Raw genomic sequence first — 13,944 nt, 5'->3', positions numbered from 1 at the left:
TATCCACTAGCTTGAATAATGTTTCCGAATTTCAGGGAATTTGGAAAACCTCTCTCTAAATCTCTCTCCTAAAAGGAGAGAGACTTTGAATTTTCCTCCCTTCCGGCGTCGGTAAGGGGGTTAGGTTTCGCGTTGGTTTTTCAGATCAATTGGAAACTGCGATCGCAATTTTCCCCACTGCACGCCCCGTTTCGCTATAATCATGAGCCGCTGCTAGTTCTTGTAAGGGATATGTGCGATCAATCACCACACGAATTTTACCCGCTTCAATCAATTCTTTCAGGTAAACCAAATCTTGAGTGTTAGGTTTCTCAAAGAAAAACTTAGCTTTTTGACCCGGAAGGAACGTTGTTAAGACACTCTGGACAACGGTTTCAGGGCTAGGTTGCGTGGTGATATAAATTCCGTTGGGTTTGAGGACGCTTTTGGTTTGAGAGAGCGATCGCTTACCCACTGCATCAAAGATAATCTCATACTGCGCTGTATCTTGGGCGAAATCTTGCTGCGTATAATCAATCACGCGGTCTGCTAAAAGAGATTTCACCAAATCTAAGTTTTTGGTACTGCTAACTCCCGTCACCACTGCCCCTAAAGCCTTAGCAATTTGTACTGCAAAACTGCCTACACCGCCCGCAGCACCATTAATCAAAACAGTTTGTCCTGTTTGAATATTCCCCTGATCTCGTAGCCCTTGCAAAGCCGTGAGCGCTGCTAAAGGAACACTTGCAGCTTCTTCATAGGACAAGTTCGTTGGTTTGAGAGCCACCAAGTTTTCTGGAACAGCTGCAAATTCCGCGTAACCTCCTCCAGGAAAGCTAGTACTTCCATAGATAGCATCTCCTGGTTTAAAACGTGTGACACCAGAGCCAACCTCTACGACTTCTCCCGCCACATCAAACCCCAGAATCTTCGGGAATTTGCTGCCGATAATCAAACTCAACATCCCTTGACGGATTTTCCAATCAATCGGATTAACGCTACTAGCACGAACTTTTACAAGTAACTGCATTGGCTGAATTTTCGGCTGCTCCACGTCTTCATACTGCAACACCTCAGCCGCGCCATACCGACGGATAACGACTGCTTTCATCACATTCCTCCTGCTACCCTGTTTGACTCGTATAACTCAAACAGCCTATTTTCCTGATAAATCCAGTGTAGCGATGTCTACGGTGGTCACTGAGCAGCTAGCTAGTGAGCGCACTTGTACTGAGCGCAGATGTAAAGCCTGCGGCATAGCTTCGCTTAAGGCGCAGCCTCTCCAAGAGTTGTAGCCGAAGTAGTCGAATCATGTCGTACCCCTTTGTGGAGGCAAGCTACGCGCAGCGTCTCGTAGAGAAGTGCGGGCTGTTCGGCGTCGCATAGGGATTTAACGAAGATGCTAGGCGTAGGCGTAGTCAGAGATTTCCTAAAATAGGAATATCAGTTTAAAACTACACCTGTATGCCAGCTAGAGACATCTATCACAATAATGTCAAAAATGCTTTGATTAAAGACAAATGGACAATTACTCATGGACAATTACTCATGACCCACTGACCCTGAAGTTTGGTAAAAAAGATTTGTATGTTGATTTAGGTGCTAGACAGATGTTAGCAGCGCAAAAAGCAGAATCCAAGATTGCAGTTGAGATTAAAAGTTTTATCGGTAGATCGGATGTTGATGATTTAGAAAAAGCGTTGGGTCAGTATATTTTATATCAAGATATATTGATTGAATTGGAGCCAGAAAAAGTACTATATCTTGCAGTGACTAACAGTGTTTTTGATGATTTATTTGAAGAACCTATCGGCAAACTGTTACTAAGAAATCATCGTTTAAAACTGATTACCTTTGATCCAAAACTGGAGGTCATTAAACAATGGATTATACCAAGTTAGACCACTATCGCCAAGTAATTGAAACTATCCTGACTGAATATGCTTCACTACCCTATTCTTATGCCAATATTCAATCAGAAGTGGTATTTGATCGAACACGCGATCGCTATTTGTGGATGGATATAGGTTGGGATGGCGATCGCCGCATTCATGGCTGTCTGGTTCATATTGACTTAATTGATGGCAAAATCTGGATTCAACGGGATGGCACCGAAGAAGGCATTGCCGCTGATTTAGAACGGGCTGGAATTCCTAAAGAACATATTGTTCTGGGGTTTCGTCCACCGGAGTTAAGACCCTACACAGGTTATGCACTTGCTTAAGGAGCGATCGCTCTTTAAAAGGCAACAGGGAACATTCTCTTTATTCTTCAGTGGTAAATACAACACCTTCATACAGTAGTTCAATCGGACAGCAGCCTACATGAATGCATTCTCATACTCCGTATGAGGACGAGCAAAGCCTCATCAGGCTAATTGCTTCATAAAAATGCCTGATTACTTTCTCAAAATACTTAAATGCTTACTCAAAATAACCTTTGACTTACTCAAAATGACCTTTGACTTTCTCATTTTGGTGTTTTCTGCAAGTCAAATAAACTTTGACTTATTCAAACCCCAGTTTGCTTTCTAATTTCAGTATTTTCCGCAAGTCGAAGAAACTTTAACTTATTCAAACCCCAGTTTGCTTAATCATTTTGGTGTTTTCCGCAAGTCAAATAAACTTTGACTTATTCAAACCCCAGTTTGCTTTCTAATTTCAGTGTTTTCCGCAAGTCGAAGAAACTTTAACTTATTCAAACCTCAGTTTGCTTAATCATTTTGGTGTTTTCCGCAAGTAAAATAAATTTTGACTTATTCAAACCCCAGTTTGCTTTCTAATTTCAATGTTTTCCGCAAGTAAAAGGCAGAGCGAAAGTCAAAATTATTTTTAAAATCCTTGATTTTCTGTTAATTGTTTATCAATAAGCTGACACCACTGACAAATTAAAACCTTGCCAATATGCAGTACCTTAACAGGCAAGGATTTTATGACTTGTGTACACCACCGTAGTCTTTTAGGAGAGAGACTTTAAATTTTCTCCCTTAGAGCGTCGGGAAGCGGGTTAGGGAGTTAGGTTTTTCGCCAAGGTTCGTAAAGAGCAATTAAGAAAATTCATTGCGATTGCTCAATCATGTTAGATTGGAGTTTGTTGTTTTTCTCAAACACAAAATCCGAGAGTTTCCTACCCATCTCCTCATTGTGGGAATGAAAAAAAAGAACTGGAAAGTTAAGCTTTTTGAAAAACATGTGCAGCAAGACATCTATTTCTACAAGCCTGTATAGCTTGCCAGATATAATTTAGAACCATAATTGAAGATCATTATTAAAGCAAAAATTAAAAAAATATGAAGTGCATTTTTACCCTCAAAAAAATGATATGTTAGATACAGAATTGAATTTCGCACGTTTCTGGAGTAGAACGATATAGACTACTCCAGTTTTTCACCCTCAAACCCTTGGCATTTATTGCTTTTGACGGAATTTGAGGGCAATCTGAGTACACATTTAAATAACCCAAACCCAGTTGCAAGTAGATTAAATTCCTTGCTAGGATTGAGTTCGGGCTGAGTACAAATAAATCCTGAACCCCTGTCTATAAACACTAGAACCCCAACCAAAAAATACTAGAACCCCTACCCGAAAAATAAATTTTTAATTCTTGTAATGCTTGAAGAATTAGGGTTTTTATTAGTTGAGTACAAGCGTAATAAATCCAATAAATTCTATCCTAGAGAGACGCACTGTCTGGGTAGGAGACGGCTGCTATAAATCTTATATCGCCAATCACTTAACGCCTCAATACAAAACGAAGCGAAGAGTGAGTGGAGGGATGAGATAGCACCATGCCTGAAGTGAATAGAAGTCGCGGCTGTAAGCACAAATTTTACCCAAGAACCGAACATTGACACACACCAGCCGAACATCACATATTTATCGCCTGCCTTACTTGATAACAAGTCGCCCAAACCCAAGCGTTTGCAGGCAGTGTGAAAGACGCGACTTCAATTCCTGGGCATGAAGAGTAGCAACAGCATCTCCCACAGTGGCAGCCAAGTCCACCGACCTTTTGCAAAACTCAATGACATCACCGTCTACACGACTCCTCAACTCTAACGCTACGGAATCGCCAACCCAAGCAAAATCAGGTGGTTGCGGCTGCGACAGCACCAGTAGCGCCACCGTGGAAAGGGATGAAACGCTCGAAGAACGCATTGCTAAACATCCCTGCTACAGCGAAGACGCTCATCACCACTACGCGCGGATGCACGTTGCAGTTGCTCCAGCCTGCAACATTCAATGCAACTATTGCAACCGCAAATATGACTGTGCTAACGAAAGCCGTCCTGGAGTAGTTAGCGAGTTGCTAACACCAGAACAAGCAGCACACAAAGCTTTGGTCATTGGCGGCAAGATTCCCCAAATGACAGTTGTGGGAATTGCTGGTCCTGGCGACCCACTGGCGAACCCAGATAAGACTTTCCGCACATTTGAGTTGATTGCAGAGCAAGCACCAGATATCAAGCTGTGCTTATCAACCAATGGTTTAATGTTGCCTGACTACGTTGATCGCATTAAAGAATTAAATATAGATCACGTTACGATCACCATTAACATGGTAGATCCAGAGATCGGTGCTCAGATTTATCCTTGGGTTCACTACAAGCGCAAGCGTTATAGAGGTCTTGAAGGCGCGACAATTCTCCACGAAAGACAGATGGAAGGATTGCAAGCCCTCAAAGATGCTGACATCTTGTGCAAAGTTAACTCCGTGATGATTCCCGGAATTAATGACCAGCACTTAGTCGAAGTGAATCGAGTCATTCGTGAAAAAGGTGCATTCTTGCACAACATCATGCCATTGATTTCTGCACCAGAACATGGCACACACTTCGGTTTAATCGGTCAACGTGGCCCCACACCCAAAGAACTCAAAGAAGTTCAAGACAATTGCTCCGGTAACATGAAAATGATGCGTCACTGTCGCCAGTGCCGCGCCGATGCAGTCGGATTATTGGGAGAAGACCGCAGCCAAGAATTTTCCAAAGAGAAATTCTTGGAAATGACTCCAGACTATGACATGGAGAAACGTCAAGAAGTTCACGACGGTATTGAGAAGTTTAAAGAAGAACTTAAAGTTGCTAAAGACAAGGCGCTAGTCGGCAAGAAATTTGCTAACAATCCTAAAGTCCTAGTTGCAGTAGCAACCAAAGGCGGCGGATTGGTTAACCAGCACTTCGGTCATGCCAAAGAATTCCAAATTTACGAAGTGGATGGAAAGGAAGTTCGCTTTGTCGGTCATCGCAAAATTGACCAATATTGCCAAGGTGGATACGGCGAAGAAGCTTCTTTTGAGCATATTATGAAAGCGATCGCAGATTGCAAAGCAGTTTTAGCCTCTAAGATTGGTAACAGTCCTCAAGAAAAATTGCAAAAAGCTGGAATACAGAGCGTTGAAGCTTACGACGTGATTGAGAAGGTTGCTTTGGAGTTTTACGAGCAATACGTTAATGAATTAGGGAATAAGGAATAGGGAATAGGGGAGCCACTGCGTTGCCGGGGTTCCCCCGGTTGTACCCCTACGGGTAAGCAAGCTACGCGCAGCGTCTCCGATAGGAGAAGCAAGTGGCGTCATGGGGTAAACAGGGCATGGGACAAGAATTATCCCTAATAGCCCTGCCCTAAACCCAATCCTCAATGCCCTGTTTGCCCAATACCCCTTGCCCAAAAAAGGAGAATAATAATGGCTTACAAAATTATTACTAGCCAGTGTATTTCCTGCAATCTCTGTCTATCAGGATGTCCCACAAACGCAGTTAAAGTGGTTGACGGACAGCACTGGATTGACCCTGAACTTTGTACAAATTGTATTGGTAGCATTCATACCGTGCCTCAGTGTAAAGCTGGTTGTCCTACCTGTGACGGTTGCGTTAAGCAGCCTAGCGATTATTGGGAAGGCTGGTTTGCCAATTACAACCGCGTAGTCGCTAAATTAACAAATAAACAAGATTACTGGGAACTTTGGTTTCAAAGCTATTCCCAGAAATACTCCGAACAGTTGCAAAAGCGTCAGTCCCAAACAATGGGAGCAGAAGCTTTAATAAATCGTAATTCGTAATTGAAGACAACAATGCAAAATAACTGCATCTATCTCGATAATAATGCCACCACTAAGGTAGACTCAGAAGTTATAGAGGTAATGTTACCTTACCTGACAGACTTTTACGGCAATCCCTCCAGTATGCATACCTTTGGTGGGCAAGTCGGTAAAGCACTGAGAACAGCAAGAGAACAACTTGCAGCCATCCTGGGAGCCGATGAGTCAGAAATTGTCTACACAAGTTGTGGAACTGAAGGAGATAACGCGGCGATTCGAGCCGCACTGTTAGCGCACCCAGAAAAGCGACACATCGTTACCACCCAGGTTGAACACCCGGCAGTACTTAATGTCTGCAAACAATTAGAAACCCAAGGTTACAGTGTTACCTATCTTTCAGTAAATCATCAAGGGCAGCTGGATCTAGATGAACTAGAAGCTTCCTTGACGGGTAACACCGCCTTGGTGACAATTATGTATGCTAATAACGAAACCGGCACGATTTTCCCGATTGAGCAGATTGGGTTACGGGTGAAAGAATATGGCGCTATCTTCCATGTAGATGCGGTGCAAGTAGTGGGAAAAATCCCCTTGAATATGAAGACTAGCACCGTGGATATGTTAACCGTGTCTGGTCATAAGCTGCACGGGCCTAAAGGAATTGGTGCTTTGTATATCCGGCGCGGGGTTCGCTTCCGTCCCTTCATACTTGGGGGACACCAAGAACGCGGACGTAGGGCGGGAACAGAGAATGTTCCGGGAATTATTGCCTTAGGCAAAGCTGCGGAACTTGAACTGTTACACTTAGAAGAAGCAAATAAAAGAGAAACAAGGCTGCGCGATCGCCTAGAACAAGCTTTACTCACTACAATTCCCGATTGTGTAGTTAACGGTGACCCTACGCAGAGATTGCCCAACACCACCAATATCGGCTTCAAGTATATTGAAGGTGAAGCTATCTTACTATCGTTGAATAAATACGGTATCTGTGCCTCATCCGGTTCTGCTTGCACCTCCGGTTCACTGGAACCTTCCCACGTCCTTCGGGCAATGGGCTTACCCTACACAACTTTGCACGGTTCCATTCGCTTCAGCCTTTGTCGCTACACCACAGAAGCCGAAATTGATCAAGTGATAGAGGTAATGCCCAGTATTGTGGAACGTTTACGCACCCTCTCACCCTTCAAAAATGATGATGCAGGCTGGCTGCAAGAACAGGAGCAAGCACTGGCACATCGCTAGGAACTAGGAATTTGAGATTTTGGATTTGAAGTTTTAGATTGAAATCCAATCCAAAATCCAAAATCTCAAATCCAAAATTGTCTGCCAATCCCCAATACCTCAATCTCAAATCCAAAATCTAAAATCTAAAATTCATTATGTGGGACTACACTGATAAAGTATTAGAACTGTTTTACGATCCCAAAAATCAGGGAGCAATCGAAGAAACGGGTGAATCTGGAGTTAAGCTTGCAACAGGAGAAATCGGTAGCATTGCTTGCGGCGATGCTCTAAGATTGCACCTGAAAGTGGAAGTAGAATCTGATAAGATTCTAGATGCTCGTTTTCAAACCTTTGGTTGTACTAGTGCGATCGCATCTTCTAGTGCATTAACCGAAATGATCAAAGGTTTAACCTTAGATGAAGCCTTGAAAGTGTCCAACAGAGACATTGCAGATTACCTGGGTGGTTTACCAGAAGCGAAGATGCACTGCTCTGTCATGGGACAAGAAGCGCTAGAAGCCGCTATCTATAATTATCGCGGCATACCTCTAGCTACCCATGATGATGATGATGAAGGTGCATTAGTTTGCAGTTGCTTTGGGATTAGCGAGGCCAAAATTCGCCGCGTCGTTCTAGAAAATAATCTCACTGGTGCCGAAGAGGTAACAAATTATGTGAAAGCTGGTGGTGGATGCGGTTCCTGTTTGGCAAACATTGATGATATAATTAAATCAGTGCAACAGGAATTCGCCGCATCTGATCTCAACAATTACGGCGTAAAAGTTGCCACAGAAATTGTTACGTCTAAAGAGCGATCGCTAACTAACGTGCAAAAGATTGCCCTAATTCAAAAAGTTCTGGATGAAGAAGTCAGACCCGTACTCATCGCTGACGGGGGAGATGTAGAACTCTATGATGTAGAAGGCGATCGCGTTAAAGTTGTCCTGCAAGGTGCTTGCGGTTCCTGTTCAAGTAGTACAGCAACCCTAAAAATTGCGATCGAAGCCAGATTACAAGAGCGTGTCAGCAAGAGCCTTGTAGTCGAAGCAGTTTAGGAATTGCTGTAGGACTTAACGTACTCTACAAATACGCCCTAATATGCATTCAGCCAGAAACAGAAAGTAGGATTTGAACCGAATCATTGTCTCCACTCAATGCTTCATACCAATTCGCCAAAAGAAAGTGACAGATTCAAACCTAACTTTCTTAATTACGAATTACGTAGACACCCGAAGGATTGCTTCCCCCAAGGGATTACGAATTACGAATTGGTATCAGTCCTACTACGATTCCTGCTAACAGCATATAGGCAAAGAGATTAAGTGCCTAAAAAGCAAATTTCATCATCTAACTCGCTTCAAAGGAACAGAATATGAGCACATTGTACGACAAACTTGGTGGACAACCAGCTATTGAACAAATAGTAGATGAGCTCCACAAACGCATTGCGACAGACAGCCTCCTCAATCCCATTTTTGCTGGTACAGATATGGCCAAGCAACGTAATCATCTAGTTGCTTTCTTATCTGAGATTTTTGAGGGGCCAAAGCAATACGCCGGTCGTCCAATGGACAAAACACACGCTGGAATGAATTTACAGCAACAACACTTCGATGAGATCGCAAAACTCCTGAGTGAATCAATGGCTGTGCGTGGAGAGTCGCCAGAAGATACCCAAGCTGCACTAGAGCGTGTCTCAAATTTCAAGGGCGCTATTTTGAACAAGTAATAGGACTGATGCATTGATTGTTGACAAATAGCAACATCAAGTCCTATTTAATTTTTCAAGCTGAAACACATTATGACGTATTTGTAAATTGCGTAAGCTCTTAGTCATTAGTCAGGATAAATGATTAATGACTAAGGACAAAAGAAAACAAAGAAAACAAACAAAAATTTAACGAGGAAATAGATGTACCTGCTTTCAATAATTTTAGCTGTGGAGCGATCGCCCCCAGCAGGCACCTATGCCAACGCTACCAACGATGCTCTACACGTGCTCACTACTGTCGCTCAACAGAAGTGAACGCAACAGACCAACGCAAAGACCCACCAACCAACCAATTGCAGGGAAATACGAATCATAACTGAAGAAAAGATTAGACAGATAGCTTTCTATGGTAAGGGCGGTATCGGTAAATCTACCACTTCCCAAAACACCTTAGCAGCTATGGCAGAAATGGGTCAACGCATCCTCATCGTCGGTTGCGACCCTAAAGCTGACTCCACCCGTTTGATGCTGCACAGCAAAGCTCAAACAACCGTTCTTCACCTCGCCGCAGAACGTGGCGCAGTAGAAGATATCGAACTCGAAGAAGTGATGCTCAAGGGTTTCCGTGACGTTCTTTGCGTAGAGTCTGGTGGTCCAGAACCCGGAGTAGGTTGTGCAGGTCGTGGTATCATCACCGCCATCAACTTCTTAGAAGAAAACGGTGCTTACCAAGACCTAGACTTCGTATCTTACGACGTATTAGGTGACGTTGTGTGCGGTGGTTTCGCAATGCCTATCCGTGAAGGTAAAGCACAAGAAATCTACATCGTGACATCAGGTGAAATGATGGCGATGTATGCTGCTAACAACATCGCTCGTGGTGTTCTTAAGTATGCTCACACAGGTGGCGTGCGTTTGGGTGGTCTGATTTGTAACAGCCGTAAAACTGACCGGGAACACGAATTGATCGAAACCTTGGCAAAACGGTTGAACACCCAAATGATTCACTTCGTACCCCGTGACAACATCGTTCAACACGCAGAATTGCGCCGGATGACTGTTAACGAGTACGCACCTGACAGCAACCAAGCTAACGAATATCGGACATTGGCTACCAAAATTATCGACAACAAAAATCTGGCTATTCCTACACCTATTGAAATGGAAGAACTAGAAGACTTGTTGATTGAGTTCGGTATTCTCGAAAGCGACGAAAATGCTGCAATGTTGGTTGGTAAGACTGCTGCTGAAGTTCCTGTAGTATAAATCGCTGCTAAGAAGTAATGCTTTAGCACAAGGAAAAAGTAAGAGTCCCCTATCTTACCTTTGACCCTCTCTTTTTATCTCCCCCTAACCTTAGAGGGGACTCCTAGTCCCCCTATGCCCCTATCCTTAAGAGTCACAGAAACAAAGTATGACACCTCCAGAAAACAAAAACATCATCGAAGAAAGAAAAGAACTAATTAAAGAAGTTCTCAGTGCTTATCCTGAAAAAGCCGCTAAAAAGCGGGAAAAACACTTAAACGTATATGAAGAAGGTAAGTCCGATTGCGGCGTAAAATCTAACATCAAATCCCTGCCTGGGGTAATGACCGCTCGTGGTTGTGCTTACGCCGGTTCTAAGGGTGTGGTCTGGGGTCCTATTAAAGATATGATCCACATCAGCCACGGGCCTGTGGGTTGCGGTTACTGGTCTTGGTCTGGTCGTCGTAACTACTACATCGGCACCACAGGTATTGACACCTTTGGTACGATGCACTTCACTTCCGACTTCCAAGAACGAGATATCGTCTTCGGTGGTGACAAGAAACTTACCAAGCTGATCGAAGAACTTGATGTACTTTTCCCCCTCAACCGTGGTGTTTCCATTCAATCTGAATGTCCCATCGGTCTAATTGGGGATGACATCGAAGCTGTTGCTCGCAAGACATCGAAAACAATTGGTAAGCCAGTTGTACCTGTGCGTTGCGAAGGCTTCCGGGGTGTTTCCCAATCTTTGGGTCACCACATTGCTAACGACATGGTTCGTGACTGGGTGTTCACCAGATCAGACCAAGCCAAGAAAGACGGTACACTTCAGTTTGAAGGTACCCCTTATGATGTAGCAATTATTGGTGACTATAACATCGGTGGTGATGCTTGGGCTAGCCGTATCCTGTTAGAAGAACTCGGCTTGCGCGTAGTCGCTCAGTGGTCAGGTGATGGCACCATCAACGAAATGTTGATGACCCCCAATGTGAAGATGAACCTCATCCACTGCTATCGGTCGATGAACTACATCAGCCGTCACATGGAAGAAGCTTACGGTATTCCCTGGTTGGAATACAACTTCTTCGGCCCCACCAAGATTGCTGAATCTTTACGGGAAATCGCTTCCAAGTTTGACGAGACAATCCAAGCAAACGCTGAGAAGGTAATCGCCAAGTATCAGCCCACAATGGATGTGATTCTTGATAAGTATCGCCCCCGCTTGGATGGTAAGACCGTTGCCATCATGGTTGGTGGTCTACGTCCTCGCCACGTTGTCCCAGCTTTCCAAGACTTGGGCATGAAGATGATTGGTACAGGTTATGAGTTCGCTCATAATGACGACTACAAACGTACCACTGGCTACATCGAAAACGGCACCATCGTTTATGACGACGTTACCGCTTACGAATTCGAGGAATTTATCAAAGCCCTCAAGCCCGACCTTGTAGCCTCTGGTGTGAAAGAGAAGTACGTCTTCCAGAAGATGGGTCTGCCTTTCCGTCAAATGCACTCTTGGGATTACTCCGAACCTAGCGATCGCTCCTACAATTCAGATAATGCAAGGTTTTTTAGCGGTGGGAGAAAAAAGAGCTTATTTTTAGCCTAAATCAAAGTTGCAGGGTTATTTAGGAACAATCTGTTTTGATGCTTCAGATAGTATAACTCTTATTCAGTCTGCTTTTAAGATTTTGTTTGCATTTTGCTCAAAGAAAAACTGTAAAATGAAAGACTATTTTAAATGATGATTTTTTAGATTAAAAATAGCCCTACAATTTATTATAGATAGAACTTTTCCTTATACACCTTTGGTAAAGGCAAACAGCAGAAATAAACCAAAGCCACCAGAATCTTAGTAGGAAAAGATCATATGAAGTAGTCTTTCGTAGCGATGTCTATGACGATCTATTCGGCGTTGCCCCAACTAGACAACATGCCACTGCATATTCAGAGATGATATGTGCGATGTACAAGAAATAGACATAGCTCTGAATGGCGAATGTGATCGTCAAATAACAGATTCTGAAGCTACTTGATAATGCAGTTTAATTGGAAACTTACCTACGAACCCACCTTTTGTAATGCTTTTGTAATGCTACTGTGCAAAAACAGGAAGACCCGCCACCGATACCATTTGAGATATATTATTGATGTATTGTGTTTTTTAACGCTCCAAGGAGACTCAAGCTTCTTGGCATATTCAATAGACCTGTTGCAAAAGTCAAAAAATCAGGAATGTCATATTGAGCGGAACGCAGTGCAGAGAAGAATCTTACAAGATGTTTAGCTCCGCTCAATATGACAATTTAAGCATTTATGCAAGAGGTCTAATCATTAGCGAGAAGCTGCAATACAATAGTGTTACTTAATACACTTGAGGGACAAAGAACTGCTCATTGCGGGGGGCGCGAACATAATTATCACCTAAAGGTCTAGACGGAAGCTCTAAGGGAGGAGGCGTCATATCTTCGTAAGGAACTTTGCTCAACAAATGATGAATACAGTTGAGCCGCGCACGTTTTTTATCATCCGCTTCAATCGTAAACCAGGGGGCTTCTGGAATATTCGTGTACGCAAACATGGTATCTTTTGCTTTGGAGAATTCTACCCAGCGATTACGTGATTCCAAATCCATCGAGCTGAGTTTCCAGCGCCTTGCTGGATCGTAACTGCGAGAGAGAAAGCGTTGCTCTTGCTCCTCATCGCTAACAGAGAACCAATACTTGATTAAAACAATGCCTGAACGTACCAGCATTCGTTCAAATTCAGGGCAAGATTGCATGAATTCTTGATATTCTGCTTCAGTACAAAAACCCATCACCCGTTCAACTCCGGCTCGGTTGTACCAACTGCGATCAAACAGTACAATTTCGCCTGCTGTAGGAAGATGTTGCACGTAGCGCTGAAAATACCACTGAGTTTTCTCACGATCAGAGGGGGTTCCCAAAGCAATTACACGACAGCCACGAGGATTGAGTGGCTCGGAAATGCGTTTAATTACTCCTCCTTTGCCGGCAGCATCGCGCCCTTCAAATATTACGACAACCCGATAGCCAACGTGCTTAATCCAGTATTGCATTTTGACTAACTCAATCTGGAGTTGCTCTAGTTCTGTTTCAAAAGTCTTTTTGGGAATTTTTTTGGTAATAGCTTCAGTGCTAACTTCAAAAATCCCTTTTGATTTTTTAGATTTTTTCTTGTCTTTTGCCTTTGCTAGGTTTTCTATTAAATCTGTAGTGGGTTGAGCTAGACCATTATTTTGCTGGTTTTTAATTTCATCAATTGACATCGCAGTTACTCCATGCATTGAATTGGCATAATTGCTTATCTATCAAGTATATATTTTCTTAGGTGTAAATATACACCTTCGCAAGTATTAATTTTCAATTTTTAGTTTAATTGCACAACGAGTATTCAGCTACTAATGTATTGCCAGACCATTTATTATCGATGTTGGTCAATGGGCTTTGTCTGACTTGTTAACCAATAATCGGCTATTGCGATCGCACCAATAGCAACATTCAGATAGATTGTAATTCCGCCTAACTTTGGCTCAGGAGTATTGCCGAGAACTAGATCAAACCTGTAGGAAGTTCCAGTTCCTTACTTTTCACGGGATGTGGAAAAGAAAGAGTGGTTCGCGATAGACTATCGCGAACCAATTGCTATTCTTTATTATATTTGGAAGTTTCTTCGACTAAATCTTTTAAACCCTGTTTGAGAGTCTCAATCGAACGATCTAA

The 13,944-nt window shown here is 43.1% G+C and carries 12 protein-coding genes; 10 read left to right on the top strand and 2 right to left on the bottom strand.

The window, feature by feature from the left end; translation table 11 throughout:
• Nucleotides 1–145 precede the first annotated feature (145 nt).
• Entirely contained in the window at nt 146–1,090 is a 945-nt protein-coding gene (locus V7K48_RS13745) for an NAD(P)-dependent alcohol dehydrogenase (RefSeq protein ID WP_335073272.1), read from the bottom strand.
• 353 nt (nt 1,091–1,443) lie between these two features.
• On the opposite strand from V7K48_RS13745, the gene V7K48_RS35005 reads away from it, so the two are divergent.
• The 10 genes from V7K48_RS35005 to nifD all read left to right on the top strand — a co-directional run bounded on the left by V7K48_RS35005 (nt 1,444) and on the right by nifD (nt 11,810).
• Nucleotides 1,444–1,539, top strand: coding sequence for an element excision factor XisH family protein (locus V7K48_RS35005; protein ID WP_442949438.1), 96 nt, complete (start codon nt 1,444–1,446; stop codon nt 1,537–1,539).
• Nucleotides 1,500–1,880, top strand: coding sequence for an element excision factor XisH family protein (locus V7K48_RS13740; protein WP_335073270.1), 381 nt, complete (start codon nt 1,500–1,502; stop codon nt 1,878–1,880). Before V7K48_RS35005 ends, V7K48_RS13740 begins: the two co-directional genes overlap by 40 nt.
• The gene (locus V7K48_RS13735) at nt 1,862–2,203 is read left to right on the top strand and encodes a XisI protein (RefSeq protein ID WP_335073268.1); all 342 of its coding nucleotides are present in this window, start codon (nt 1,862–1,864) and stop codon (nt 2,201–2,203) included. Before V7K48_RS13740 ends, V7K48_RS13735 begins: the two co-directional genes overlap by 19 nt.
• 1,799 nt (nt 2,204–4,002) lie before the next feature.
• Nucleotides 4,003–5,454, top strand: a complete 1,452-nt coding sequence (nifB, locus tag V7K48_RS13730) for a nitrogenase cofactor biosynthesis protein NifB (RefSeq protein ID WP_335073266.1) — start codon at nt 4,003–4,005, stop codon at nt 5,452–5,454.
• A 210-nt stretch (nt 5,455–5,664) separates the two neighbouring features.
• Complete coding sequence (locus V7K48_RS13725; RefSeq protein WP_335073264.1) at nt 5,665–6,039, top strand: DUF362 domain-containing protein; 375 nt, start codon at nt 5,665–5,667, stop codon at nt 6,037–6,039.
• Between the two features lie 12 nt (nt 6,040–6,051).
• On the top strand, nt 6,052–7,260 hold the full coding sequence (nifS, locus tag V7K48_RS13720; RefSeq protein ID WP_335073262.1) for a cysteine desulfurase NifS: 1,209 nt from the start codon (nt 6,052–6,054) through the stop codon (nt 7,258–7,260).
• 137 nt (nt 7,261–7,397) lie between these two features.
• Nucleotides 7,398–8,297 carry a Fe-S cluster assembly protein NifU gene (gene nifU / locus V7K48_RS13715; RefSeq protein ID WP_335073260.1) on the top strand — a complete coding sequence of 300 codons (900 nt, stop codon included), beginning with the start codon at nt 7,398–7,400 and terminating at the stop codon, nt 8,295–8,297.
• A 317-nt stretch (nt 8,298–8,614) separates the two neighbouring features.
• Nucleotides 8,615–8,971, top strand: a complete 357-nt coding sequence (locus tag V7K48_RS13710) for a globin domain-containing protein (protein ID WP_335073259.1) — start codon at nt 8,615–8,617, stop codon at nt 8,969–8,971.
• 354 nt (nt 8,972–9,325) lie between these two features.
• Entirely contained in the window at nt 9,326–10,219 is an 894-nt protein-coding gene (gene nifH, locus V7K48_RS13705) for a nitrogenase iron protein (protein ID WP_334722735.1), read from the top strand.
• A gap of 148 nt (nt 10,220–10,367) precedes the next feature.
• Complete coding sequence (gene nifD / locus V7K48_RS13700; RefSeq protein ID WP_335073257.1) at nt 10,368–11,810, top strand: nitrogenase molybdenum-iron protein alpha chain; 1,443 nt, start codon at nt 10,368–10,370, stop codon at nt 11,808–11,810.
• Between the two features lie 756 nt (nt 11,811–12,566).
• Here the strand turns inward: nifD and ppk2 are convergent.
• On the bottom strand, nt 12,567–13,490 hold the full coding sequence (ppk2, locus tag V7K48_RS13695; protein ID WP_335073255.1) for a polyphosphate kinase 2: 924 nt from the start codon (nt 13,488–13,490) through the stop codon (nt 12,567–12,569).
• Nucleotides 13,491–13,944: the final 454 nt, after the last annotated feature.

This window comes from Nostoc sp., assembly GCF_036919615.1.
In the GTDB taxonomy this organism is placed as follows: Bacteria; Cyanobacteriota; Cyanobacteriia; order Cyanobacteriales; family Nostocaceae; genus Nostoc.
Note: the sequence above shows the minus strand (reverse complement) of the source record. Positions and strands in the feature narration are given on the sequence as shown.

Coding starts and splice junctions, on each gene's coding strand:
- V7K48_RS13745 (WP_335073272.1), bottom strand. CDS start 1,090: ATGAAAGCAGTCGTTATCCGTCGGTATGGCGCGGCTGAGGTGTTGCAG.
- nifD (WP_335073257.1), top strand. CDS start 10,368: ATGACACCTCCAGAAAACAAAAACATCATCGAAGAAAGAAAAGAACTA.
- V7K48_RS13725 (WP_335073264.1), top strand. CDS start 5,665: ATGGCTTACAAAATTATTACTAGCCAGTGTATTTCCTGCAATCTCTGT.
- ppk2 (WP_335073255.1), bottom strand. CDS start 13,490: ATGTCAATTGATGAAATTAAAAACCAGCAAAATAATGGTCTAGCTCAA.
- V7K48_RS13740 (WP_335073270.1), top strand. CDS start 1,500: ATGGACAATTACTCATGGACAATTACTCATGACCCACTGACCCTGAAG.
- V7K48_RS13735 (WP_335073268.1), top strand. CDS start 1,862: ATGGATTATACCAAGTTAGACCACTATCGCCAAGTAATTGAAACTATC.
- nifB (WP_335073266.1), top strand. CDS start 4,003: ATGACATCACCGTCTACACGACTCCTCAACTCTAACGCTACGGAATCG.
- nifS (WP_335073262.1), top strand. CDS start 6,052: ATGCAAAATAACTGCATCTATCTCGATAATAATGCCACCACTAAGGTA.
- V7K48_RS13710 (WP_335073259.1), top strand. CDS start 8,615: ATGAGCACATTGTACGACAAACTTGGTGGACAACCAGCTATTGAACAA.
- nifU (WP_335073260.1), top strand. CDS start 7,398: ATGTGGGACTACACTGATAAAGTATTAGAACTGTTTTACGATCCCAAA.
- V7K48_RS35005 (WP_442949438.1), top strand. CDS start 1,444: ATGCCAGCTAGAGACATCTATCACAATAATGTCAAAAATGCTTTGATT.